The following is a 25,184-nucleotide window of genomic DNA, read 5'->3' as shown; positions in this document are numbered from 1 at the left end:
TGGTGTGCGCCGCCGAACACCGCCCCACCGCACGGCCGTTGTCGACAAGGGGAGGTCCGTACATGTCGCTGTCCGGTCAGGTCCCGGCGCGCGTCGAGCGCCCGCGTCCCGGCTCGCCGACGATCCCAGAGCAACCCGACTCCGACACACCCCCGATCGACACCGCACGGGCGGCCGACCACGCGGCCGTCGAGGCGCTGCTGCGCTGCCTGGTGCGCGAGCACGGCATCGCGGTACGCGACAGCCCGTCCGTGCGCGTGTCCCTCGCCGGCCCGTCCGTGGACGTGTCGCTGCTCTACCGGTCGCCGACCGGGTGGCACCGCTTCGGCCCCGTGACCGGCCCCGACGGCCGCCCGCTCGACGCCCCCGCCCTGGCCCGGCTGCTGTGCGCCGACCAACACCCGGATGTGGCAGCCGAGTTCGCCGCGCACGTCGCCGACTCCGTGGCGCGCACCGCCGGGCACCTCACGGCCCGCCGCGACGCCGCCGCGGCCTACATCGCGGCCGGCGGCGTCCCGGCCCACGACGACGACCCGCCCGACGTCGAACCGGCCGGCCCGTCGCCCTTCCTGGAGGCCGAGCAGGCCCTCGTGCTCGGACACCCGTTCCACCCCACCCCGCACAGCCGGCAAGGCGTCGCCGACGAGGAGGCAAAACGGTTCTCCCCGGAGCTGCGCGGGCGCTTCCCCCTCCACTGGTTCGCCGCCGACCCCGACGTCGTGCAACTCGACGAAGACCTCCTCGGCCCCCTCCCCGCCATCTTCGCCGCCCTCGCCGGGCCCACCCTCGAACGCCCGCCCGGCACCGTCGTCTTCCCCGCCCACCCGTGGCAGGCCCGTGCCGCCGCACGGCGCCCCGGCGTCCGCGCGCTGCTCGACGCGGGCCTGCTGCACGACCTCGGCCCCGCCGGGCCCGCGTGGTCGCCGACATCGTCCGTCCGCACGCTCTACCGCGCCGACGCGCCCGTCATGCTCAAGACCTCGCTCGGCGCCGAGATCGCCGACTCGCGCCGGGAGAACCTGCGGTCCGAGATGCGCCGCGGCCTGGCCGTGCACCGCGTCCTGGACGCCGGGCTCAAACGCGTCCTGCACGGCGCCCATCCCGGCTTCGACGTCGTCCGCGACCTCGGCTGGCTCACCCTGCGCGTGCCCGGCAGCACGTGCGAGAGCGGCCTCGAACTCGTCGTCCGCGACAACCCGTTCGGACCACGCGACCGCGTCCAGTGCGTCGCCGGCCTGACCGCGGAACGACCGGACCTGCCCGGCGGCCGGTCGCTCCTCGGCCGCACGATCCACCACCTCGCGCTGCACACCGGCCGCCCGCCGGCCGAGGTCGCCGACACGTGGCTGCGCCGCTACCTCGACGTGGTCGTGGCGCCCGTGCTGTGGCTGTACGCCGAGTACGGCCTCGGCCTGGAGGCCCACCAGCAGAACACCCTCGTCGTCCTCGACGGCGACGGCTGGCCCATCGGCGGTCGCTACCGCGGCAACCAGGGCTACCACTTCTCCGCCGCACGCGGCACCCCCCTCGCCCACTGGCTGCCCGCCGAGGTCCGCGAGGACGCCGCGACGTGGTCCACCGACGCGGTCGTCGACGAACGCCTCGGCTACTGCATCGGCGTCAACAACATGCTGGGTGTCGTCGGCACACTGGGCGCCCAGCAACTCGCCGACGAGAAGAAGATGCTGGGGCGGGTGCGCGCGTTCCTGGCCCGCCTGCGCTCGGAATACCGGCGGTTCGGGCAGGGCTCCGCCGCGCACGCCGGCGAACTGGTCACCACCCTGCTCGACGCACCCGCGCTGCGCTGCAAGGCCAACCTGCGCACCCGCGTCGAAGGCCTCGCGTCGCCCGCGCAGTCACCGACGAACCGCACGGTGTACGTGGACATCGCCAACCCGATCGCGGCGGCGTGATCCCGCATGCGGTCCGGCGACCCCGACCGCCCGACACGCCCCGGACGAATGAGGCGACACCCTTGGACGCCCGGGAGCCGTCGTCCCTAGCCTGGTGAGGTTCGGCCGCGGGGAGGGAAAACGCCGACGGCACGGCGCTTTTCCTCCCCGGCACACCAGGCCCGCGGGGGCACCGGGGACGCGAGGGGACGCAGCATGCCGTACACCGCCGAGATCAGCCGCGCGAATCCCGGGTGCCTGATCTTCCTGATCGACCAGTCGAGTTCCATGGACGACCCGATCGGCCGCGCCCCCGGCGGCGGCCGTGCCGACGCCGACACGCCGCCGCGCAAGGCCGACGTCGTCGCCGACTCGCTGAACCGGCTGCTCTTCGAACTGTCGGTGCGCTGCGCGAAGGAGGAAGGCGTCCGCGACTACTTCCACATCGCCGTCGTCGGCTACGGGTCGGGGGTGCGGCCCGCGCTGTCGGGCCCCCTCGCGGGGCGCGACCTCGTACCGCTCAGTGAGATCGTCGCGCACCCCGCACGCTTCGAGGCCCGCGTGAAGAAGACGTCCGACGGCGCCGGCGGGCTCGTCGCACGCACGATCGAATTCCCCGTATGGGTCGAGCCGGTCGCCGCCGGCGGCACACCCATGTGCCAGGCCCTCGGCACCGCCGCCGCACTCGTGCGCGGCTGGGTCGACACCCACCCCGACGGATTCCCGCCGATCGTGCTCAACCTCACCGACGGCGAGTCCACCGACGGCAACCCCGCCGAACCGGCCACCCGGCTGCGCTACCACGTCACCGGCGACGGCGAGGCGCTGCTGTTCAACCTGCACATCTCCAGCAACCGCGCCGACCCGATCGAGTTCCCCGGCCCGAACGACCCGCTCCCGGACCAATACGCCCGCCTGCTCTCCGCGATGTCGAGCGAACTCCCGCCCGGAATGCGCGCGTACGCCACCGAACAGGGCCACGACGTGACCGACTCGGCACGCGGCTTCGTCTTCAACGCCGACCTGTCCGCCGTCGTGCAGTTCCTCGATCTCGGCACACGCGCGACGGACCTGCGGTAGCGCCGTGCGCGCCCACATCACCCTGCACGCGCTGCACAAGGGCGGCACCGAACCCCACGAGTACGAGGACGCCGCCTGGGTCGGCAGCAGCGCCGCGGCCGGCCCCGACCGGGGGATGATGCCGCCACCCGGCCCGGCCTGCCGCCGCGGCGAGGTGGGACGGGTCGCCACCGTGCGCGCGGCGGTCTCCGACGGCGCCGCCGACAGCCTGCTGGCCCGCCGCTGGGCCGAGACGCTGGTCCGGCGCGCGGGCGCCGCGCCCACCCGACTCCTGCGCGGCGGCGCCGACTTCGCGGACCTCCTCGGCCAGGCCGCGGACCGCTGGCCCGAACTCATGCGCCGCTACGAGCTGATGCGCGAGGCACGGGGCCGACCGCTGGCGTGGTACGAGCGGCCCGGCTTCGAACGCGGCGCGCACGCCACGCTGCTGGTCGCCCACTTCGCGGCCCACCGCTGGGCGCCCGGGTGCGGGACCTGGTCGGCGGCGGCGCTCGGGGACTCGTGCCTGTTCCACGTCCGCGGCGACCGCCTGCGCGTCGCGTTCCCCGTCACACGGGCCGCCGACTTCGGCACCACGCCCGCGTTGGCGGCGAGCGGCGGCCAGGACCACGCCGCCGCGGCGGCCCGCGCCCACTGCGTCCACGGCCGATGGCTGCTCGGCGACCGGTTCTACCTCGCCACCGACGCCATGGCCGCGTGGTTCCTGCGCCGGACCGAGCACGGCGGCAAACCGTGGGCGGCGCTGCGCGCACTCGACTCGGCGGCCCCGGGCGACCTCGCCCGCTGGGTCGAACGGCAGCGCAAAGCGGGGGAGTTGCGCAACGACGACGTGACGATCATCCGCATCGAACCGCGCTGAGGCATTCGGGTGCGCGGACGGCCGCGTCGGCGGGTAACGGCAGGGAAGGTCGCAAACAGGGGGCGGTGGGGCACACGTGACAAGCGCGGGCGGCGCGAGCAGGCCGTACCCGACGGGCGCCGACTACAGCGAGGCCCTGCGCGACACGGCCGCGTGCTTCGCCCACCCGGTGCTGGCACGCGGGTTGGTCGCGATGGGACCGCTGCGCATGCCGCGCGTGGTCTCCGGCAACTTCGGAAGCGTATTCCGCGTCACCGGAGTCGGCGGACCGGCGTCCGGCGGCGTGGGCGGCGGGGCGGGCGGCGACGCGGCGGGCGGACGCGAGTACGCCGTCAAATGCTTCACCCGTGCGGTACCGGACCGCCTGCGGCGCTACCGGGCGATCGCGGACGCGCTGCGTACGGTCGAGGGGACGTGGCGCGTCGACGTCGACTTCGTCCCGCGCGGGGTGCTGGTGCACGGCCGGTGGTACCCGGTCGTGCTCATGGAGTGGGTGGACGGCAGCGGCCTGGTGCCGTGGCTCACCGAACATCTGGGCGACCGCGCCGCGATCGAGTCGTTGGCCGACCAATTCGCCCGTGCCGTCGGCGACTTGGAGCGCGGCGGTCTCGCGCACGGCGACCTCCAGCACGGCAACATCGTCATCGGGCGGGACGGCGTCCTGCGGTTGATCGACTACGACGGCATGTACGCGCCCGCGCTCGCGAGCCTCGGACCCGCCGAGAACGGCCACCGCAACTACCAGCATCCGGCCCGGGGGACGGCGGACTTCGGCCCGGGGCTCGACCGGTTCTCGGCGCATGTGATCCACCTGAGCCTGCGCGTGCTCGCGCGCGAGCCGTGGCTGTGGCAGACGTACCACGACGAGGGTGGCGAGCATCTGCTGCTGCGGGCCGAGGACCTGGCCTCCCCGGCCGCCTCCGAGCGCTTCGCGGTGGTGTCCGGGACGTGTCCCGAACTCGCGGGGGAGTTCGCGCGGTTGGCGTACTGGGCGGGCCGCCCGCCCGCCGAAGTCGGCGCGTTGGGCGAGCCGATCACCGCCACGGGCCGCATGTCCCCGAAGGGACTGCCGGCGTGGCTCGCCGAGGCGGCGCGGTCGCCGCGGGACCGCGAGGCGGACGGCGCGGGGGACGCGCCGCCGCGGGGTGCCGCGGCCGGGACCGCGGCCGATCCGGCGCACACCGCGCACCCGTCGGCTCCTCAGCCCCCTCAGCCCCCTCAGCCCTCTCAATCCCCACCGGTCCCGACGCCGGTGTCGGCGCCGCCCCTGGGTCCGGCCGACGGAACCGCCGCGGCACCACTTCCGCGCTCCCCGAGCCGGGCCCGCTCCCGGCCCCAATCCCCACCGCGGTCTCAACTCCAGCCCGAATCCCACGCTCCGTCCCAGCCCCAGCCCCAGCTTCAGCCCCAGACCCAACCCCGCCCCCGACCGTCCGGGTTCTCCTCCCTTTCCCGCCGCACCCGCTGGACCGTCCGCCTCGCCCTCGCCGCCCTGCTCGCCCTCTCCGCCGCCGCGGTCGCCTGCACGCTCCTGCTGTTCGCCGTCGGCGTGTGGATCCTCGCCCCCGCGTTCGCCGCGTTCGCCGCCGCGGCGGGCACGGGTCTCGCGGCCCACGGCCGTCTCCACCGTGCGTACCGCGCCACCCCCGAGGTGCGCCGCCACGCCGACGCGACCATCGAGCGCGAGCGGGCCGGCGACCACGTCATGGACGCGCTGCGCCGACTCACCGACCACGACGAGGCGTTGCGTGCCGCGGAGAAGGCCCGGGCCGACCACGCGGCGAACCGATTCGCGGCGTCCGGAACCCTGCGCGCCCGCTACGACGACGAGTGCGAGGGCATCGGCAGACGCCTCGCCGAGGCGCTCGCGTCCGTGGACCGGCGACGCGAGGCGTTGGAGGGCTCCGGGCCGCGCGAGGAGGCGCAGGCCCTGCGTGAGCTGCACGACCGGGCCCTGCGCGACGGCCTCGCGGGGTTTCCCCTGCCCACGGACCTGCTCGGGGCGCGCATCGTGGCCCAGCTCGGACGCGAAGGCGTCCTCACCGCCGCCGACTTCGTGCGTGTGACGTCCGCCGTGCCGACCTCGCCGCACCTGCGCTCCCAGGCGACCGTGTCACGACCGGGCCGCACGGTCCGCGTCGAGGGCATAAGTCCCGCGCTGGCCCGGCGACTTCAGGAGTGGCGCGACGAGATCGTGGAGGAGTTGCGCCTGCACCTCCCCGCGACGCTCCCGTACCAGGCGGCCCAGGAGCTGCACCGCAAGCGTGCCGACCAACGTATCGACCTGGCCCGCCAGGCGGCCCGCGTCCGCGCCCGAGCACTCGGTGAACTCACGGCACTGGAGACCGAGTTCGAGGCGGCCGAACGCGATCGTCGGCGGACCGCCGACCACGAGGCCGCGCGTCTCGACGCCGCTCTCGGGGCCGCCGAGCAGGCCCTGAAGTGGGCCCAGCGCACGTACGACCAGGCCCTGCACCGCGCCGCGACCGCTCGTGACGTCCACGACGCGCTCGCCGCCCTGACCTACCGGCGGTTTCTGCGCGACGCGCTGCTGGGGCCGTGAGCCCGGACGCGCCGGCTCCCCACCGACCGCGCCGGGCACGGTCGGTGGAGAGCCGGGGAGCAGGGGAGCGGTGCGATCAGCCGGAGAAGATCGCGCTGTGGACATCGACCGGGTTGGCGGGGTCGCCCGTGGCGACGCCGTACGTGGCCGTGAAGGTCCGGCCGGTGGAGACCAGGCCGGTGTAGTCGCCGACGAGGCGGCCCACGCTGGTCAGGGGGACCATGCGGGCGTCGAACGGGCCGTCGAGGTGCTGCTCGCGCCACGAGCCGGGCCGGGTGCAGGCGGACGCGCAGGTGACCGCCCACACGTCGGTCGGCAGGGTGGCCGGGTCGGCGGTGTTGTTGCGGAAGTCGTAGTAGGTGACCGCGACCGTGCCGTTCGGGGCCGTGGCGACGACCGGGACGGCGGCCGAACCGACCGGTGTCTTGTCGATGTCGACCGGAGCGGACCATGTCCGACCGCTGTCCGTCGACCGCGCGTAGGCGACGTGGTAGGTGCCGTCGGCGGCCTCGCTCTGCCAGACCGCGTTGACGACGTTGGTGCCCGGTTGGGCGGACAGCAGCGGCAGCGAGGCGTTGCGGATCGGGTCACCCGAGTTGTCGGGGTCGGGGATGCGCGGGCCCACCGCCATCGGCGCCGGGGCGTTCAGCGTCGGCGCCGACCAGGTCCGACCGCCGTCGGTCGACCGGATGACCTGGGTGGAGGCTTCCGTGTCCGTTTCGTGGTGCATCGCGATCAGCAGGGTGCCGTCCGCGAGCGGGACGAGTTGGGTGCCGATGACGCCGCTGTTGTTCGGGAGGTCGTACGCCTTGGCGGTGGTCCACGTGCGTCCGTCGTCCGTCGACTTCGCGAGGTAGACCGGCTGCACCCAGCCCTGGTCGTTGACGTCGACGCGGTCCCACACGGCGTACACGACGCCGGGGCGGTACGGGTCGGCGGTCACCGTCGGGCGGTCGTTGAAGAACCGCGGGTCGTCGTCGCGGCCCAGCGTGACCGGCGCGTCCCAGGTCACGCCGCCGTCGCCGGAGCGGGACACCAGGATCGCGGTCACGTCGCCCGCACGGGACATCGACAGCGACGCGGAGACCGCCGTACCCGAGGGGGTGACCGTGACCCAGTTGTCGGTCGTGACGTCGTAGTCGCCGCCGTTGGCGGCCGTACCGCCGTTGCAGCGCGAGAACGCCGGAAGGTCGGTCGACTGCCGCCACGTCCTGCCGTAGTCGTCCGAGACCGCGGTGACCGCGCCGTTGCTCCCGTACCGGTTCCAGCGGTCCTGCTGGTAGACGGTGACGAGGTGCCAGGGCCGGTTCGGGTCCGTCGCGAGGGCGGGCAGCACCTCCGTGTTCGGGTTCAGGACGTAGCCGTCGCCCTCGGCGAACCCGCAGCCGGCGGGCAGCGGGCTGATGCCCGAGACCTGCCGCACGGTCGGCTTCCCGGACGAACCGTCGCTTTCCGCGGTCGCGGGCTGGGCGACGGCGCAGGTCAGGGCGACGGCCGCGACGGACAGTAAGACCTTGGAACGTCGGATCACGGGCATTCCCATCCTTCGTCGATGCGTTGATGCGTCGGTCGGACCGTCGCCCGCCTGCCGAACGCGCCGTGGCGCGCCCTGGCGGACGGGGCGAGGCGCCGGGAACGTTACGGCCGCGTGACCGGCACGTCTGCCCTCTTGGCCGCGGACGACGCCGAGGACGACCGAAGTGGACAAGTGCTGGGTGATCTCGGGATGTGGCGCTACCATCCGACGAACTCACCTGAGAGCAAAGGCAGTTGCCGCCCCAAAACAATCGATGCCCGCAACTCCCCCGACGGTCTGGGGAGTTGCGGACATCGCGGGGTGGAGCCGACGGTCGGAGCAGGTGATCAGAGCCCGGGGATCCGGCCGTTGCGAAACAGGTCGACGAAGATCGCGTGGTCCTCGCGCGTCCGGGCGGCATACGCGTGCGCGAACTCCACCAGGCTTACAGGGTCCACGGGCCCTTTCTCGGGTGGCCTACGGCGCGGCTACCTCACTGACCAGCGGTTACGCTCCGTGGGGGCGTGGTCCGGCACTGCACCCAGCGCGCGTAGCGGGGCCGGGGAAACGTTGCGGAAAACGGAGGGGGAACAGAGGCGGGCCCGCCTCCGGACCGGTGGGAGGGAACCGGACCGGAGGCGGTGCCGCGGCGTTTCCGCGATACCGTCGCGGTGTCAGCCGGCCGGGGGAGCGGCCGGGGAAGCGGCCGGGGCGCCGAACCCGCCCTTCGCGGGCAGCGGCAGGGTCTGCGGCGTGACCAGGGTCGTCCACACCGGAGCCGTCGCGATCGCCTGGAGCTGCTCCGGCGTCAGCGCGGGAGCCTCGCGGGTGGCGGGGGTCTTCTCCGCCGCGGCACTCGACGCGCCGACGTGGATCCGGAGGCCGTCGCGCTGGAACGTCGCGCTCCACACCTGCGCGCCCGCGCCGTCCACGCCGGCCTTGCCGTCCTCGGTGCTCGGCGTCGCCGGGTACTCCCAGTTCCTCTCCAGGCGCAGCCGCGACCCGTCGGCCTGCGTGACCAGGTCGCAGGACGCGTTGAGGCCGGTGTCGTCGAAGCAGATCAGCTCGGTGTTGCCGGAGCTGATGAGCAGCGTCACCTCACCCGGGCCGCGCCCGTCCGGGTCGACGCGCAGCGTGACGGCGACCTCGTTCCCCGTCCCCACCCCGGGATCGGTCGCGGACACGTCCTCGACCGTCGCCCCCGCGGGCAGCAACTGCCGGAGGGCGTCCGTCGCCTGACCCGCCGTCAGGACGAGAGTCTGCGGTACCGGTGCCGGAGCCGGGCTCGGAGGCGGCGAGTCCGGCACACTCGATCCCGGCGCGGCGACGGTCGTGCCGCCGCCCCCGCCCAGGTCGCCGAGCGCCACCAGGCCGCCGCCGCCCAGGGCGACGACGGCCACCGCGGCCACCGCGATCTGCGCGCGGCGTGTGGCCCGCATCCGCTTGCCGCGGGCCAGGCCGCCGCTGACCAGCGCGGGCGTAGGGGGCACCAGGTCGCCGGCGGCGTCACGCAACGCCGTGGACAAAGCGGCCTCATCGCGGCGGCCGGTGCCGCCGTCGTGGCCGTGTTCGGGATTCATCGGTTCTCCTGTGAGTCCGGGAAGGGATGACGCGCGGGGTCGTACGGCACACCCGCGCACACGCGTTTCGGGAGTCGCCGCCCGCCGTACGGCCGTGCCGGCGGGGGAGGGTCGTCGGTGGGGGAACGGCCGGGCGGGGGCCGCGTATCGGCGCGCACCCGCTCAGGCGGCGGCGAACAGGTGCGGTTCGTCGCCGAGGACCGTGCGGAGCCTCGCCAGTGCCCGCTGCGAGCGGTTGCGCACCGCGCCGGGCGAGCACCCCATCTGACGGGCCGTCTGTTCGACACTGAGGTCCTCCCAGAACCGCAGCACGAGCACCGTGCGGTCCTTGCGGGGGAGTTCGGCCAGGGCCGTCAGCAGCGTGAGGCGCAACGACGGGTCGACGTGGCGCTCCGCCGCCTCGGGCAGGACGGCGTACGGCCGCTCACCGCTGCTGCGGCGCCGCCGCCACGACAGGTAGCTGCGCGTCAGCACGGTGCGGGCGTAGGCGTCGGGGTTGTCGGCGGTCTTCACGCGCCGCCACGAGCGGTAGAGCTTGCCGAGCGTCGTCTGCACGAGATCTTCCGCCAGGTGCCAGTCCCCGCACAGCAGCCAGGCCGTGCGGAAGAGCTGGGCGCTCCGCGCGGTGGCGAATTCGAGGAATTCGTCGTGATGTGTCGCCATCACCCCGCCCTTGTCACGTTGTCGCGTTTCCCCGTCACCCCTACCGACGCCGCGTCCCGGCGTCCGTGTCACGCGACCCGGGGGAATTTTCCGCGGCTCCCGTCCGGCCCGGACGCGCGGGGCCGTACCCTGCTGCCAGGTTGATCACATTTGATCGGATCTTGTTCGGACCGTGTGACGAGGGGTGAGCGTGGCCATGGGGTCGACGACCGGCACCGACGTGGACCGCGTGTGCAGCACCACGCGCGGCTGGGTGAGCGAGGCCGTCCACAAGGTCAACGCGGACGCCAACAGGTCCGCCGACACCCACCTGCTGGTGTATCCGCTCCCGCCGGAATGGGGCATCGACCTCTACCTCAAGGACGAGTCGACGCACCCCACCGGAAGCCTCAAGCACCGCCTCGCGCGGTCGCTGTTCCTCTACGGCCTGTGCAACGGCTGGATCCGCGAGGGCACGACGGTCATCGAGGCGTCGTCCGGCTCCACCGCCGTCTCCGAGGCCTACTTCGCGCGCATGCTCGGGCTGCCGTTCATCGCGGTCATGGGCAGGACGACCAGCCCCGAGAAGATCGAACTCATCGAGTTCTACGGCGGCACCTGCCACCTCGTCGACGACCCCGGGACGGTCTACGACGTGTCACGCCGCCTCGCCGCCGAGACCGGCGGCCACTACATGGACCAGTTCACCTATGCCGAACGCGCCACCGACTGGCGCGGCAACAACAACATCGCCGAGTCGATCTTCGGGCAGATGGCGGAGGAGCGGCACCCGGTGCCCTCCTGGATCGTGGTCGGCGCGGGCACCGGCGGGACGAGCGCCACCATCGGCCGCTACGTCCACTACCAGTGCCACGACACCTGTCTCGCCGTCGTCGACCCGGAGAACTCGGCGTTCTTCGACGGCTGGACGCGCGGAGACCCGACGTACACGGTCAACGCCCCCTCCCGCATCGAGGGCATCGGCCGCCCCCGCGTCGAACCGAGCTTCGTCGCCGAGGTCGTCGAACGCATGATCAAGGTGCCGGACGCCGCCTCCATCGCCGCGATGCGCCACCTGCACCGGCTCACCGGCCACAAAGCGGGCGGCTCGACCGGCACCAACCTGTGGGGCGCGCTCCAACTCGTCGCCGAGATGCGCGAGTCGGGCCGCACCGGCTCCGTCGTCACGCTGCTGTGCGACGGCGGCGCACGGTACGCCCACTCCTACTACTCCGACGCCTGGCTCACCGAACAGGCCCTCGACATCCGCCCGTTCGCGGACACCCTCGACCGCTTCCACGCCACCGGCACGTGGCGGGCACCCTGACCCGGGCCCGGCTCCCCGCTCAGTGCCCCAGGATGTAATGCAGGATCACGTCGTGGACATGCTTGCCCTTCTGGTCGTCGCGCATCTCGATCGAATGCGTCTCCGTGCCCACGTGCACGGCGACTTCGCTGGAACTGAAGAACGACCCGGCGAACGACTTGTTCGACACCATCGAGACCGCACCGATCTTCGAGTAGGGGATCGACGTCAGCGCGATCTTCTTCCCCACGAAGCTGTTGTCCTGGAGGATCACCCGCCGGTCCGTCAGCCCGATGAAGCCGGTCCCGGTCCCCTTCGCGTCGTACACCGCCAACACCTGCTCCCCGGGCAGCAGCCCGGCCTGGATCTTCTCCAGCTGCTCCCGCCGGTCGTACGCGACATTCGAACTCACAGGTCTCCTCCTCAACTCGCAACAACCCCAGGCTATGCGTACCCAACCTCCCGGCCCGGGGAAGCCCGCCGCTCACGCGCGGCGCGGATCCCGGCCGGCCGCGCAGGGGTCCGCGTACCGAAGACGGCGCGCGAGCGTCAGCGGGCGGCCTCGTGTTCGGCCGGCTTCTCGACCCGGGCGACCATGGTCGACGCCGCGTCGTGGTCCTTGATGCGGAGGGCGAAGACGAGGCCGAGGGCGGAGAGGGTCCCGGCGACGGCGAACGCCCACTGGTAGGCGGGGTAGTGCGGGTGGGGGCCCTCGGGCGTGGAGGTGAAGATGCCGACGGCGGACATGACGCTGCCGAGGACGGCGACGCCGACGGCCGCGCCGAGTTGCCGGTGCACGTTGTAGAGCGTCGACGCGGCGCCCATGTCCGGCCCGCCGATCTGGGCGAACGCGGCGGTCTGGGCCGGCATGAAGGTGTGGGCGAGGAAGATGCCGGCGAGGAAGAGGTCCGCGCGCACCCACCACAGGTTCGTGTCCGGTCCGACCAGGGCGAGCAGGCCGATCATCGTGGAACTGCCGGCGATGCCGATCAGGGTGATGCGGCGGGGGCCGATCTTGGCGTAGTAGCGGGAGACGGCCTGGGTCGCGATGACCATGCCGATCGCGGCGGGGAAGGTGGTCAGGCCGCTGTCGGTCGCCTCCAGGCCGCGGGCCTGCTGGATGAGGATCGGCAGGACGAAGACCGTGCCGAGGTAGCCCGCGGACGACGTGACGATGATCAGCGCGCCGTTGCGGAACAGGCCGTTGCGGAGCAGGCGCAGGTCGAGCATGGGGTGGTCGGTGCGGGTCTCGACGAACACGAGGGCGGCCAGCAGGAGGAGCCCGGTGGCTCCGGCGCCGAGGATCAGCGGCGACGCCCAGCCCTCGCGGGAGCCCTCGGTGAGCGCGTACAGCGTGCCGGCCAGGCCCCCGCCCGCGAGCAGGAAGCCGGGCAGGTCGAACGGGCCCGTGCCGGGCTGCTTCTCCTCCCGCAGGCACAGCGTGCCGAAGACCAGCGCGGCCAGGCCCACCGGCACGTTCATGTAGAACACCCAGTGCCACGAGACGTGGTCGACGATCAGGCCGCCGGTGATCGGCCCGGCCGCCGGGGCCAGCGCGGTCGGGACGACCAGGTAGCGCCCGGCGCGGATGCGCTCCACCGGCGGGAACACGCGGAACATCATGGCCATGCCGATGGGGGTGAGCATGCCGCCGCCCACGCCCTGGAGCACCCGGAACCCGACGAGCTGCGGAAGGTTCTGGGCGAGACCGCACAGTGCGGAGGCGAGGGTGAAGAGCGCCAGCGCCGCCATGAACATCCGCTTTGTCCCGAAGCGGTCGCCCAGCCAGCCCGCCGCCGAGATGAAGACCGCGAGGCTGACCAGGAACCCGACGTTGGCGATGCCGATCGCGTCGGGCGACTCGCCGAAGTCCCGTGCGATCGCCGGAATCGCGACGTTGACGATGGTCGTGTCGAGCACCGTCATGAAGATCGCCGTCACATATACGACACTGACGACGACCTTCTGACTGATGTCACTGGGCTTCTTCACAAAACACGTCTATCGCAATGCGCACTCCGTGTTCGCTTCGGGGCCGTTCCTGACGCATTGCGTAACGGTGTTTGTTCGTACGGTTGCCTGGTCCGCCGTGGGCGTCGCCCCGGCCGCGTCAGCCCGGGAAAGGGCCCGCCCGGCCGAGCAACGCCGGTACCTCGACGCCGAGCCGACCGCCGATCCAGCGCCCGGTGGACGCCGTCGCGGCGAGGTCGACACCCGTCGGCACGCCCATGCGTTCGAGCAGGAAGACCAGGTCCTCGGTGGCGATGTTGCCGGTGGCCGCGGGCGCGAACGGACACCCGCCGATCCCTCCGGCACTGGCGTCAAGTGTCTCCACTCCGGCATCGACCGCCGCCACCGCGTTGGCGTACCCGGTGTTACGGGTGTTGTGGAAGTGACAGCGCAGCGGTACGCCGGGCGCGATGTCGCGTACCGCCGCCACCAGTTCGGCGACCTGCGTGGGCACGCCCACGCCGATCGTGTCGGCGAGGGCGATCTCGGCCGGTCCGGCTGCCACGGCCCGGCGCGCGATCGCCCGGACGCGGTCCACCCCGACCTCGCCCTCGAACGGGCACCCGAACGCCGCGGAGACGGTCAGGGACGGCCGGATGCCCGCCGCGTGCGCCGCGGCGGCGATCTCCTCCCACGCGCGCAGGCCCGCGTCCACCGTCATCCCCTGGTTGCGCTCGCCGAACGTGTCGGTGGCGAGGACGACCATGTTGACCTCGTCGACACCGGCCCGCGCGGCACGTTCGAACCCCCGCCGGTTCAGGACCAGCCCGATGTACGCGACCCCCTTGTCACGCGGAACCCGGGCCATGACCTCCTCGGCGTCGGCCATCTGCGGCACCCGTCCCGGATGCACGAACGCGGTGGCCTCGATGCGCCGCACCCCGCCGGCCACGGACCGCCTGATCAACTCGACCTTGGCATCCGCCGACAGCAACGTTTTTTCATTCTGCAGTCCGTCGCGCGGACCGACCTCGCAGATCGTGATGGACACCGGTGACTCCCTTCGCCGGCGACGGCCGTCAGATGACGCCCTCGGCGGCCAGCTTCTCGCGGTCCGCGGCGTCGAGACCGAGCAGCCGGCCGTACACCGCCTCGTTGTGCGCACCCAGTTCCGGCCCCAGGGACCGGACGTTCCCCGGCGACGCCGACAGCCGCGGCGCGACATTCTGCATGGGGAACGCGCCGAGGCGGGGGTGCAGCAGCCGGACGATCGCGTCCCGCGCCCGGAAATGCGCGTCCTCCGTCATGTCGGCGGCGGTGTAGATCCGCCCCGCCGGAACGCCGGCCGCGTGCAGGTGGTCGAGCAGGTCCGCCGAAGGGCGCGAGGCCGTCCATTGCCCCACGATCCTGTCGAGTTCCGCGAGATTGTCGCCGCGGGCCCGGTGGGTGCGGTACCGGGGATTCGCCGCCAGCCCGGGATTCCCCATCGCGTCGCACAGCCGCGTGAAAACCGCGTCGCCGTTCGCCGCGATCAGGATCTCGGCCCCGTCGGCGGTCGGATACACATTGCTCGGCGCGACGCCCGGCAGCACCGAACCGGTGCGCTCGCGCCGGTGCCCGGCGATCTCCCACTCCGGGATCAGCGCCTCCATCAAGGCCAGCACCGCCTCGTAGATCGCCGAGTCGACCACTTGGCCGCGCCCGGTGCGCTCGCGGTCGAGCAGGGCCATCACCGCCCCGAACGCCGCGAACATGCCGGCCAGCGAGTCGCCCAGCGAGATCCCGGTGCGGCTCGGCGGGTGGTCCGGATCGCCCGTGGTGTAGCGGACCCCGCCCATCGCCTCGCCGATCGACCCGAAACCCGCCCGCCCCGCGTACGGCCCGTCCTGGCCGTATCCGGTGACCCGGACCAGGACCAACCCGGGATTGACGGCCGCAAGTTCCGCGTAACCGAGATTCCAGCGCTCCAGCGTGCCGGGCCGGAAATTCTCCACCAGCACGTCGGAGTGTGCCGCGAGCCGCCGTACCAGTTCCTGCCCCCGCGGATCGCGGAGATTGCACGTGACCGACCTCTTGTTGCGCGCGATGACCGGCCACGTGAGCGAAAAACCGTCCGCCTGATTCCCCCACCGGCGCATCGGATCGCCGTTCCCCGGGTCCTCGATCTTGACGACGTCCGCCCCGAAATCGCCCAGCAGTTGGCCGCAGAACGGCCCCGCGATCAGCGAACCCAGTTCGAGCACGCGCTTTCCGGACAGCGGACCGCCCACTGTGTTGTCGTTGTTCATCGTTCTCCGTAAAGTCCGTCGGCGACGCGGGAAAAGAGAAGGAGGGGACAGGGGACAGGACAGGGGACAGGAACAGGAAAGGCGATACGGGCGCCCGAAACCCGCATTCCCGGTCTCACAGCCGCCGCGCCGCCGCCTCCCCCTCCCAGATCGCGTTGAAGATGCGCCGCGGCGCCTGCGCGTCCCCGATCACCTGGACGTCGAGGCCGCTGCCGTCCAACGCGCGGGCCAGGCCGTCGTCGGCGACGTTCCCGAGGACGAGCACCACGCCGTCGATGTCCCGGAGCACCGTCGCCTCGCCGGTGAACACGTCCGTGAGCGTGACGGTGTCGTCCTCGATCGCACCGACCTCCACATTCGGGGTGAAGGTCACCCCCGCGCGGCGCAACTGCCCGAACGCGAACGGCAGATCGTGGCCGTCGGCGAACGCGTGCCCGAGCTGCGGGTACGGCGACACGACATGCACCGCGTGGCGGCGCCGCGCCAGATACTCCGCGGTGACGAAGGCCTGCCGGTCGCCCGTGTCGTCGACGACCAGGATCCGGTACGGCAGGTCCGTGCGCCCGGCGAGCACATCCGCGGGCGTGTAGACGTTCCACTGGCCGGCTCCCGGCAGCGCGGCGGCCTCCGCCGACCAGCGCTCGGGCCGCCGGGCCGTCCAGCCGTGGCGCACCGGCGTCGAACCGGTCGCGACCACCACCGCGTCGAACCGCCCGACGAGATCGCCGGCACCCGCCCGGTGCTTCAACCGGATCTCGGCGTCCGTCCGGGCCAGTTGCGAGGACAGCCAGTCGGTCACTCCGGACCACTCGCGGTAGGAATCCGCACGCGTGAGCAGGTTGACCTGCCCGCCGAGGGTGTCGCTTTGCTCGAACAGCGTGACCGCGTGCCCGAGTTCGGTGGCCGCGAGGGCCGCGCGCAACCCGGCCGGTCCGCCGCCGACCACCGCGACCCGCCGCCGCGTCCGACGCTCCCGGCCGTCGTCGGCGCGGAACTCCCGTTCGCGGCCCACCCGCGGGTTGTGGATGCACGCCAGCGGGCCGCGCGCGAACGACGCCACACACCAGTTCGCCCCGACGCACGGACGGATGTCGTCGGGCCGCCCGGCCTGTGCCTTGGCCGGCCACCGCGGATCGGCGATGAGCTGGCGGGCCATGCCGACGAACTGCGCCTTCCCGTCGGCGAGGACGCTCTCGGCCATCTCCGGCGTGGTGATCCGGCCGACCGCCACCACCGGCAGCGACACCGCGCGCGTGATGTTGGCGGTGTCGGCGACCTCGTAGCCGGCCGGCCGTGCCGCCGACGTGCCGTAGATCTGCATGCGGTCCAGGTAGGTGCCCTGCGTCGTGGAGATGTAGTCGAGCGCGCCCCACGTCTCGACCGCCACCGCGATCCGCACCCAATCGGCGTTGCCGAGCCCGGCTTGGCCGTCTCCGTCGTTGCTGTTGAGCCGAATCCCGAGCACCCGGTCGGCGGGGACGACCGCGCGCACGCCCTCGACGACGCGCCGGACGATCCGCAGCCGGTTCTCGAACGAGCCGCCGTAGTCGTCGGTCCGGTGGTTGGTCGCGGGCGACAGGAACTGCCCGAGCAGATACCCGTGCGCCAGGCCGTGCACCTCGATCCCGTCGACCCCGCCGTCCATCGCGAGACGCGCCGACAGCACGTAGTGCGCGACGAGTTCGTCGATCTCCCGCACCGTCATCGCGTGCGGGATCTCGCGGTACACCGTGTCCGGGACGGCGCTCGGCGCCCACGTCGGCAGGCGGCTGATGATGCCGTCCGTCTGCCGCCCCCGGTGCCACAACTGGGCCATCAGCATGGCGCCGTGCGGCTGTACCGCGGCGGCGACCTTGCGGTAGCTGTCCACCACGGCCGCGTCGTACGCCTTGACCACGCCGCGCCGGGGCTGGCTCGACGGGTGCACCGCCATGGCCTCCATGGTGATCACGGCCACGTCGCCGCGGGCGCGCTCGGCGTAGTAGTCGGCACTGGCGTCGGCGAACGTCCCGTCGGTGGAGAACTCGGTCGCGTGCGCGGCCATCCAGACGCGGTTCCGCGCGGTGCGCGGCCCGAGCGCGATCGGGGAGAACAGGGTGGGGTAGCCGGGGGCCATCAGACGCCTCCAATTGCCTCGCCGGTCCCGCGTCGGCACGCCGGCGCGGGTACGGGCTCGGTGGGGAACGGTGGTGCGGGGGCCGGGGCGGTCAGCAGCGCGCCAGCAACTGCCCGAATCCGTCCGCCTGATCGTCGATTCCGTGGGTCCGCAGCGCGTGCCAGTACGTCGCGGTGTTGACCGCGATCACCGGCAGGTCCAACCACCGCTCGGCCTCCGCGGCGATACGGCCCATGCACATGTTCGCCCCGAACTGCACGATCGCCCGCGGGCGTTCGGCCGCGATCCGCTTCAGCTCACGCTGCAGCGTCTCGCGCGAGATGTGTGCAATCTTGACCGCGCTCGGGGCGCGCAGATGGACGGCGGTGGTCACGTCGTAGCCGCAGCTGTCCATGAACGCCCGCAGGTGCGGCTCCGAGACCGGCTGGTACGGGGTGATCAGCCCGACGGGACCCTCGTCGACGCCGACCGCCTTCAGCGCGGCGGGGATCGCGTCGCCCGCGTGGACGAGCCGCAGATCGTCGCCGAACCTGGCCCGCAGCCGCTTCAGGATGGCCTCGCCGGCCTTCGGGTCGCCGTGCACCGCCTCGATGGAGACGCCGAGCACGACACACGCCGGCTCGCAGGTCAGGACGCGTTCGACCGCGTCGTCGACGCCCCGGTCGATGTCCCGGACCAGCTCCTCGAAGTCCGCGTCGTCGGCGGTGACGCGGTCGGGGATGTGGATGCGCGCGACGTGGTTCGTCACGCCGCGCGGTCGCATGTCGTCGTATTCCGGCTGCACCACGGTGTTCACCGAGGGGGTGACCACACCGAGTTTCAGCCGCCATCCCAGCGCGTCCGTCATCGCCTGTTCCGTTCCGTCGGGGGGTGGCGCGAGGGTCTTCGGAGGCCGGCACCAGGGCCGGGTGCCGGTCGCGACCCCCTCTTGCATACAGGCCGGGCTCTATCTTTACAAGTATTGAAAGTAGAGCCTCGGATCCTTAGTATTGCATACAATTACCCTCGCGGAGGCGGTGATTCGGATGCCCAAACGCCGGCCCTCGGCCGACCGGCCCGAGGACGGACCGGCGTGCGGCGGCACGGCGGGAACGCCGACCGCCTCGGCCTCGGAACCCGCCGTCCCCTGAACCGGCCGACCCGGCATCTCCCGTACCGCTCCTTGGAGTTGCGCGCGTCGGCGGAGACGGTCACGGGAGTGTGAGGAACGCGCGCGGTCGAGCGCGCGAGCGCACCGGGCGGCAGGGGCCCGAGGGGCGCAGGAACCGAGGAACCACGAAGGCCGAGACAAGGGAAACGAGCGTGGCGGTCAAAGTCTACGAGCGCATTCTTCACCTGTTCGAGGCCGAGGGGATCACCACGCTTTTCGGGATTCCCGACCCGAACTTCGTGCACATGTTCCACCTCGCCGAGGAGCGCGGGTGGAATGTGGTGGCCCCCCATCACGAGGAATCGGCCGGCTTCATGGCCGAGGCGGTCTCCCGGATGACGGGCAAACCCGCGGTGTGCGTCGGCACGCTGGGACCGGGAGTGGCGAACCTGGCCCCGGCGATGATGTGCGCGAAGGTCGAACACTCGCCGGTGGTCTTCCTGGGCGGGCAGCGGGCGCGGATCACCGAGCAGCGCGTGCGGCGCGGGCGGATCCAATTCGTGCGGCAGGCCGCGTTGTTCGAGAACTCGGTCAAGTACTCGGCGAGCATCGAGTACGCCGACCAGACCGACGAGGTGATCCGCGAGGGCCTGCGCACGGCACTCAACGGGACGCCGGGGCCCGTCTACATCGAGTACCCGCAGCACGTGATCCAGCAGGAACTGGACGTCCCGCCACCCGTGGAGCCCTCCGCGTACCGCCTGGTCGGGCAGACCGCGGGGGCCGACAAGGTCGCCGAGGCGGTCGCCGCGATCCGCGCCGCGAAGCAGCCGATCCTCCTGGTCGGCCACGGTGTGCACACCTCGCGGGCCGGCGCGCAGGTCAAGGCCCTGGCCGACCTGATGGCATGCCCGGTGATCCAGACCTCCGGCGGCACCTCCTACATCGAAGGCCTCGAAGACCGCACGTTCTCCTATGGTTTCTCCCCGTCCGCGGTCGACGCGGTCGTCAACTCGGACCTGTGCCTGGCGATCGGGACCGAGCTGGGCGAACCGGTCCACCACGGCCGCCGCCACCACTGGGCGGCCAACGAGGCCAACCGCACCTGGATTCTCGTCGAACAGGACCCGACGGCCATCGGGGTCAACCGTTCGATCGACGTGCCGCTGATCGGTGATCTGCGGGCGATCGTCCCGCAGTTGGCCGACGCGCTGAAGGACACGCCGCGTACCGCGACGCCCGAACTCGACGCGTGGATCAGGCAGGACGCCGATCGCCTCGCGGAACTCGCCGAGACCGCACCGTCCGGACAGACTCCCGTGCACCCCGCGCGCCTGATCGTCGAGGCGACGAAGGCGTTCCCGAAGGACGGCATCATGGTCCGCGACGGCGGTGCCACGACGATCTTCGGGTGGACGTACTCGCAGGCCAAACCGCACGACGTGATCTGGAACCAGAACTTCGGCCACCTCGGCACCGGCCTGCCCTACGCCGTCGGCGCCGGCGTCGCCGACGGCGGCAGGCGCCCGCTGATGCTCATCACCGGCGACTCGTCGTTCCAGTTCCACATCGCCGAACTGGAGACGGCCGCGCGCCTCAACCTGCCGCTGGTCTGCGTCGTCGCCGCGGACTACCAGTGGGGCCTCGAAGTCGGCGTCTACAAAAGGACGTTCGGCCAGGGATCGCGCGAGACCGGGGCCCACTGGAGCACCGCCACGCGCCTGGACAAGGTCGCCGAGGGCTTCGGCTGCTACGGCGAATACGTCGAGCGGGACGAGGACATCGCCCCGGCGATCAAGCGCGCGTACGCCAGCGGAAGGCCCGGCGTCATCCACGTCGTCATCGACCCGAAGGCCAACTCCGAGGAAATGCCGAGCTACGACGAGTACTCGACATGGGCCGCGGAAGGGCATTAGCGCGCGACTCGGGCCGGGCCTCGGACGGGGGGCCGAGGAAATCCGGGAGACCCGAGCGGACCCGAGCAAACCCGAGGAACACCGAGCAACCCGAGGAACACCGAGGAAACCCGAAGAGGGGAGGAGCGAGAAATGGCCGCGATCACCACGAGGAAACTGAGTGAATTCGTCGGGGCGGAGGTTCTGGACATCGACCTCGACCGGCTGCTGCACGACGACGACCTGCCGACGGCCTGCCTGGAGGCGCTGGAGGAGTACGGCGTCCTGCTGTTCCGCGGCGTCGGCGTCGACGACCACACGCAGGTGGCCTTCTGCCGGAAGATGGGCGAGCTGGTGACGTCGCCCAACTTCGCGATTCCCGAAGTGATCGAGATCAGCTTCGATCCGTCGAACCCGAACGCGAAGTACTACTCCAGCAACGACGCCTGGCACTTCGACGGCGCCATGGACGAAATCCCCGCGAAGGCCGCCGCGTTGACCGCCCACGTGGTCGCGGAGAAGGGCGGCGAGACGGAGTTCGCCAGCACCTACGCGGCGTACGAGGCGCTGTCGGACGACGAGAAAGAGCGCTTCGCCGACCTCCGGGTGGTGCACACGTTCGAGTCGATCCAGCGCCGCAGCCACCCCGACCCGACGCCGGAGCAACTGGCGGACTGGGAGTCGTGGCCCGTACGCGAGCACCCGCTCGTGTGGGAGCACCGCTCGGGCCGGCGGTCCCTCGTCTTCGGGTCGGCCGCGTCGCGCATCGTCGGCATGGACGAGGCGGAGGGCCGGGAACTGCTGGACGACCTCGAACGCCGGGCGACCGCACCGGACAAGGTGCTGCGGCACTCCTGGTCGGTGGGCGACATGGTGATGTGGGACAACCTGGGCCTGCTGCACCGCGCCGCCCCGTTCGACCGGACGAAACCGCGCCGCATGCACCGCACGACGCTCGTCGGCGACGAGGCGATCGCGTGAACGAGCCGACCCCCACCAGCGATGCGCCTCGCCACAGCGGCGCCGAGCGGAACGAGGTACACGCATGAGCGAGCGCACAGCCGTCGTCACCGGCGGAGCCTCCGGTATCGGCCTGGCCATCGCCCGCCGCCTCGCGGTCGGCGGGGCACGGGTGGCCATCTTCGACCTCGACGGCGACGCCGCGAAGGCCGCCGCCGCGTCGATCGAGGACGCCGGCGGCAAGGCCGTCGGCGTCGCCGTCGACGTGACCGACCGCCCGCGCATCGAGAGCGGCCTCGACGAGGTACGCGACCGGCTCGGCCGCGCGACGATCCTGGTCAACAGCGCCGGGATCACCCTCGACGGCCCGTTCCTGGAGATGACCCGCGCGACCTGGGACACGCTGCTGGCCGTCAACCTCACCGGCACGTTCGACTGCTGCCAGGCCGCGCTGCCCGGCATGGTCGAGGAGGGCTGGGGACGCATCGTCAACATCTCCTCGTCGAGCTTCCACAGCGGCGTGGCCCGCATGGTCGGCTACGTCGCGGCCAAGTCGGGTGTCGTCGGGCTCACGAAGGCGCTCGCGCTGGAGTTCGCCCGGCACGGCATCACGGTCAACACGATCCCGCCCGGCTTCATCGACACGCCGATGCTCCAGGAGGCCCGCGAGCGCGGACTCATGAGCGTCGAGCAGCAGACGGAGAAGACCCCCGTCGGCCGCATCGGCCGGCCCGAGGACATCGCCGCGGCCTGCGCGTACCTCGTGAGCGAAGACGCGAGCTACGTCACCGGCCAGGTCATCGGCGTCAACGGCGGACGCAACACCTGAGCCACGGCGACCACCGGGCGTCGGGCCCGCGTACCCCCGGGCGGCACGGCGGCCGACCGCGGGAGGAAAACACCCCGAACGGAGCATTTTCTCCAGTTTCCTTCCGTTTCCTCCCACGCGCCGCGCCGCCTGCGCCCCCGCGGGATCCCGCGGGGACGCACGCCGGAGACGCCGCCCGGGCTCCCCGTCCGCGGCGGCGGAACGCGACGCAAGAACCCCACCGAAAAGGAGAAGACCGCCATGGTCCGGATACCGCCCCTGCCCCGTGCGGAATGGTCCGCCGAAATGACGGATTTCATCGGGGGATTTCGGAAGTCCGCCCTCGGCGACAAAGCGGCCGAGGGGCGCCAGTCCGGTGCCAATCTGTTGGGCACGCTGGCCCGCCACCCCGCCCTGACCAAAAGCTTTCTCGCCTTCAACGGCCATATTCTGTACGGCACGTCGCTTTCCGTCCGGCAGCGGGAAATCCTGGTGCTCCGGGTGGCCGTGCTGCGGCACTGCGGCTACGAATGGGCGCAGCACGTGATCCTCGGCCGCGAGGCGGGCCTCGGCGACGCGGAGGTGGCCGGCGTCATCGACGGCCCCGACGCACCGGTCTGGTCGCCGGTCGACCGCGCGCTGCTGCGCGCGGTGGACGATCTGCTGGCGGGGGGCAAGGTCGGCGACGACGCGTGGGACGTCCTCGCGAAGGAGTTCGACGAACAGCAGCTCATGGACGTGATCTTCACCGTCGGCACGTACGAAACGGTGGCTTTCGCGCTGCGCTCGTTCGGCGTCGAGCCGGAAGCCGATCTCGCGCCGCATATTCAGGACCGAGGTAAAGCCGAGCCCGCCGACCGGTGACGCGATATCCGGTTCACCGGGCATTGCGGGCGTTTTGCCTCCGCGTTGTCCCTGCGTCTAGAATGCGCGCATTCCCCGACGAATGGTGGTGGATTCATGGCCCGCGCCGTGACATCGACCGGGCGCGTGGTCGAGATCCTCCGAGAGCTTATTCTCGACAATACTTTTCCCCCCGGCGCCCGGCTCGCCGAAACCGAACTGGCCGAGCAGCTCGGCGTCAGCCGCACGCCCGTGCGGGAGGCGCTGCGGCAGCTGGCCGCCGAGGCGCTGGTGGAGCTCCCGCCGAACCGCGGCGCCCGCGTCGCGAGCTGGTCCCAGGGCGAGTTGGAGAGCGTCTTCGAGCTGCGGGCGACGCTGGAGCCGCGCTTGACCGGAAGGGCCGCCGAGCGGGCCGGTGAGGCGGACATCGCCGCATTGGACGAACTGGCCACCCGCATGCTGGCGGTCGGCTCGCCCGGGCCGGACCAGGACCGGGACGCGTTGGTTCCGCTCAACACCGCGTTCCACGGGAAGCTGGTGCGCCTGGCCGACGCGCCCGCTTTCGCCGCGGCGCTGGCCGGCGCGGTGCGCACCCCGCTGATCATGCGGAACTTCCATGCCTACGACGACGCGTCGATGCGCCGCAGCCTGGCGCATCACATCGAGATCGTCGCGGCCATCCGCGCCGGCGACCCGCAATGGGCCGGCGCCGTGATGACCGCGCACCTGCGCAACGCCCGCGCGGTGATGCTCCGGACGGCCGTGGCCCAGCCGCCGCGGCACTGAGCCGAGCCCCGCACCGGCGGGGGCCGTCCCCGTGCCGGCGTGCCGCGCAAGCGGCGTGCCGCGTCTCCGGGCCGACCCGGCGGCAACCCGTACCACCTCAGCGAAGCCCTGCACGTACACAGCGCACAGCCGACATCAGGGAGGGCGTCGATGCGCCTCAAGGACAAGGTCGCGGTCATCACGGGCGCGGGCTCCGGCATCGGGAAGGCCATGGCGCACCGGTTCGCCGCGGAAGGCGCGAAGGTCGTCTGCGCGAGCATCAGCGGGCGCGCGGTCGACGTGGCCGCCGAGATCGGCGACGCCGCGGTCGGGGTCCAGGCGGACGTCGCCGAGGAGGCCGACGTCCGCCGCATGATCGCGACGGCCGAGGAGGCGTTCGGCCGCATCGACGTGCTGGTGAACAACGCCGGTTTCGGCGGCAAGCTGCTCCCGCTGCACGAGCAGACCACGGAGACCTGGGACCGCGTCCACGACGTGAACCTGCGGGGCGTCTTCTTCTGCATGAAGTACGGCATCATCGCGATGCGCGGGACCGGCGGCGGTTCGATCGTCAACATCTCGTCGGCGACGGCGATGGTCGGCTTCAAACACCACGGGCTCTACGGCGCCGCCAAGGCGGGCGTCAACCAGATGACCAAGGCCGCCGCCCTCGACTACGCCGACGACCACATCCGCGTCAACGCGGTGTGCCCCGGCACGATCTGGACCGGCCTGGTGCCGGCGTCGAAGGAGTCCGCCGCGCCGCCGCCGGGCGTCCGCCGCCTGCCCGGCATACCGATGGACCGCTGGGGGCTGTCGGACGAGATCGCTTCGGCGGCGCTGTTCCTGGCGAGCGACGAATCCTCGTACGTGACCGGCATCCTCATGCCGGTGGACGGCGGCTACTCCATCGGCTACTCGGGGCTCGGCGCCGAGAAGACGGGCAGGTCGACGGCCTGAGGGAGACGCGGGTTCCGCGCGGGGCGGATCCGTCGGCGGGAGCGCGTTTGTCCGGCGCCGGACCGCGTAGC

General features: G+C 72.3%; 20 protein-coding genes. 11 read left to right on the top strand and 9 right to left on the bottom strand.

Features of this window, described 5'->3' with window-relative positions; all coding sequences use genetic code 11:
• Positions 1–62 precede the first annotated feature (62 nt).
• The 4 genes from LO772_RS09615 to LO772_RS09600 all read left to right on the top strand — a co-directional run bounded on the left by LO772_RS09615 (position 63) and on the right by LO772_RS09600 (position 6,394).
• Positions 63–1,913, top strand: a complete 1,851-nt coding sequence (locus LO772_RS09615) for an IucA/IucC family protein (protein ID WP_231777969.1) — start codon at positions 63–65, stop codon at positions 1,911–1,913.
• A 195-nt stretch (positions 1,914–2,108) separates the two neighbouring features.
• A complete protein-coding gene (locus tag LO772_RS09610) occupies positions 2,109–2,972 on the top strand; it encodes a vWA domain-containing protein (RefSeq protein ID WP_231777968.1) in 864 nt (287 codons plus the stop codon).
• 4 nt (positions 2,973–2,976) lie between these two features.
• Complete coding sequence (locus LO772_RS09605) at positions 2,977–3,831, top strand: hypothetical protein (RefSeq protein WP_231777967.1); 855 nt, start codon at positions 2,977–2,979, stop codon at positions 3,829–3,831.
• A 76-nt stretch (positions 3,832–3,907) separates the two neighbouring features.
• Positions 3,908–6,394 carry a hypothetical protein gene (locus tag LO772_RS09600; protein WP_231777966.1) on the top strand — a complete coding sequence of 829 codons (2,487 nt, stop codon included), beginning with the start codon at positions 3,908–3,910 and terminating at the stop codon, positions 6,392–6,394.
• A 76-nt stretch (positions 6,395–6,470) separates the two neighbouring features.
• Here LO772_RS09600 and LO772_RS09595 read toward each other — a convergent pair whose 3' ends face one another.
• From LO772_RS09595 to LO772_RS09580, 3 genes are all read right to left on the bottom strand, one after another.
• The gene (locus LO772_RS09595) at positions 6,471–7,925 is read right to left on the bottom strand and encodes a sialidase family protein (protein ID WP_231777965.1); all 1,455 of its coding nucleotides are present in this window, start codon (positions 7,923–7,925) and stop codon (positions 6,471–6,473) included.
• A 659-nt stretch (positions 7,926–8,584) separates the two neighbouring features.
• Entirely contained in the window at positions 8,585–9,490 is a 906-nt protein-coding gene (locus LO772_RS09585) for a hypothetical protein (RefSeq protein WP_231777964.1), read from the bottom strand.
• A 162-nt stretch (positions 9,491–9,652) separates the two neighbouring features.
• Complete coding sequence (locus LO772_RS09580; protein WP_231777963.1) at positions 9,653–10,153, bottom strand: SigE family RNA polymerase sigma factor; 501 nt, start codon at positions 10,151–10,153, stop codon at positions 9,653–9,655.
• Between the two features lie 196 nt (positions 10,154–10,349).
• Between LO772_RS09580 and LO772_RS09575 the strand changes: the two genes are divergently transcribed.
• Positions 10,350–11,459 (top strand): PLP-dependent cysteine synthase family protein, encoded by a 1,110-nt coding sequence (locus LO772_RS09575; protein ID WP_231777962.1) that lies wholly within the window; start codon positions 10,350–10,352, stop codon positions 11,457–11,459.
• A 19-nt stretch (positions 11,460–11,478) separates the two neighbouring features.
• Here LO772_RS09575 and LO772_RS09570 read toward each other — a convergent pair whose 3' ends face one another.
• The 6 genes from LO772_RS09570 to LO772_RS09545 form a co-directional block, all read right to left on the bottom strand.
• On the bottom strand, positions 11,479–11,850 hold the full coding sequence (locus LO772_RS09570) for a PH domain-containing protein (protein ID WP_231777961.1): 372 nt from the start codon (positions 11,848–11,850) through the stop codon (positions 11,479–11,481).
• A 137-nt stretch (positions 11,851–11,987) separates the two neighbouring features.
• On the bottom strand, positions 11,988–13,430 hold the full coding sequence (locus LO772_RS09565; RefSeq protein ID WP_231777960.1) for an MDR family MFS transporter: 1,443 nt from the start codon (positions 13,428–13,430) through the stop codon (positions 11,988–11,990).
• Positions 13,431–13,548: 118 nt separating this feature from the next.
• Positions 13,549–14,439, bottom strand: a complete 891-nt coding sequence (locus LO772_RS09560; RefSeq protein WP_231777959.1) for a hydroxymethylglutaryl-CoA lyase — start codon at positions 14,437–14,439, stop codon at positions 13,549–13,551.
• A gap of 28 nt (positions 14,440–14,467) precedes the next feature.
• Positions 14,468–15,676 carry a CaiB/BaiF CoA transferase family protein gene (locus LO772_RS09555; protein ID WP_231777958.1) on the bottom strand — a complete coding sequence of 403 codons (1,209 nt, stop codon included), beginning with the start codon at positions 15,674–15,676 and terminating at the stop codon, positions 14,468–14,470.
• 115 nt (positions 15,677–15,791) lie between these two features.
• On the bottom strand, positions 15,792–17,792 hold the full coding sequence (locus LO772_RS09550) for an oxidoreductase (RefSeq protein WP_231777957.1): 2,001 nt from the start codon (positions 17,790–17,792) through the stop codon (positions 15,792–15,794).
• Between the two features lie 91 nt (positions 17,793–17,883).
• Positions 17,884–18,639, bottom strand: a complete 756-nt coding sequence (locus LO772_RS09545; protein ID WP_231777956.1) for a maleate cis-trans isomerase family protein — start codon at positions 18,637–18,639, stop codon at positions 17,884–17,886.
• 455 nt (positions 18,640–19,094) lie between these two features.
• Here LO772_RS09545 and LO772_RS09540 point away from each other — a divergent pair, with 455 nt between their 5' ends.
• From LO772_RS09540 to LO772_RS09515, 6 genes are all read left to right on the top strand, one after another.
• Positions 19,095–20,798, top strand: a complete 1,704-nt coding sequence (locus LO772_RS09540; RefSeq protein ID WP_231777955.1) for a thiamine pyrophosphate-binding protein — start codon at positions 19,095–19,097, stop codon at positions 20,796–20,798.
• Positions 20,799–20,930: 132 nt separating this feature from the next.
• Positions 20,931–21,758 carry a TauD/TfdA dioxygenase family protein gene (locus LO772_RS09535; protein WP_231777954.1) on the top strand — a complete coding sequence of 276 codons (828 nt, stop codon included), beginning with the start codon at positions 20,931–20,933 and terminating at the stop codon, positions 21,756–21,758.
• 64 nt (positions 21,759–21,822) lie between these two features.
• Positions 21,823–22,566, top strand: coding sequence for an SDR family NAD(P)-dependent oxidoreductase (locus tag LO772_RS09530; protein ID WP_231777953.1), 744 nt, complete (start codon positions 21,823–21,825; stop codon positions 22,564–22,566).
• A gap of 285 nt (positions 22,567–22,851) precedes the next feature.
• Complete coding sequence (locus LO772_RS09525; RefSeq protein ID WP_231777952.1) at positions 22,852–23,409, top strand: carboxymuconolactone decarboxylase family protein; 558 nt, start codon at positions 22,852–22,854, stop codon at positions 23,407–23,409.
• A gap of 96 nt (positions 23,410–23,505) precedes the next feature.
• Complete coding sequence (locus LO772_RS09520) at positions 23,506–24,174, top strand: GntR family transcriptional regulator (protein WP_231777951.1); 669 nt, start codon at positions 23,506–23,508, stop codon at positions 24,172–24,174.
• Positions 24,175–24,324: 150 nt separating this feature from the next.
• Positions 24,325–25,113 carry an SDR family NAD(P)-dependent oxidoreductase gene (locus LO772_RS09515; RefSeq protein WP_231777950.1) on the top strand — a complete coding sequence of 263 codons (789 nt, stop codon included), beginning with the start codon at positions 24,325–24,327 and terminating at the stop codon, positions 25,111–25,113.
• Positions 25,114–25,184: the final 71 nt, after the last annotated feature.

It is taken from the genome of Yinghuangia sp. ASG 101 (assembly GCF_021165735.1).
Lineage (GTDB): Bacteria > Actinomycetota > Actinomycetes > Streptomycetales > Streptomycetaceae > Yinghuangia.
The sequence above is the reverse complement of the archived record's forward strand: the minus strand, read 5'-3'. Positions and strand labels throughout refer to the sequence as shown.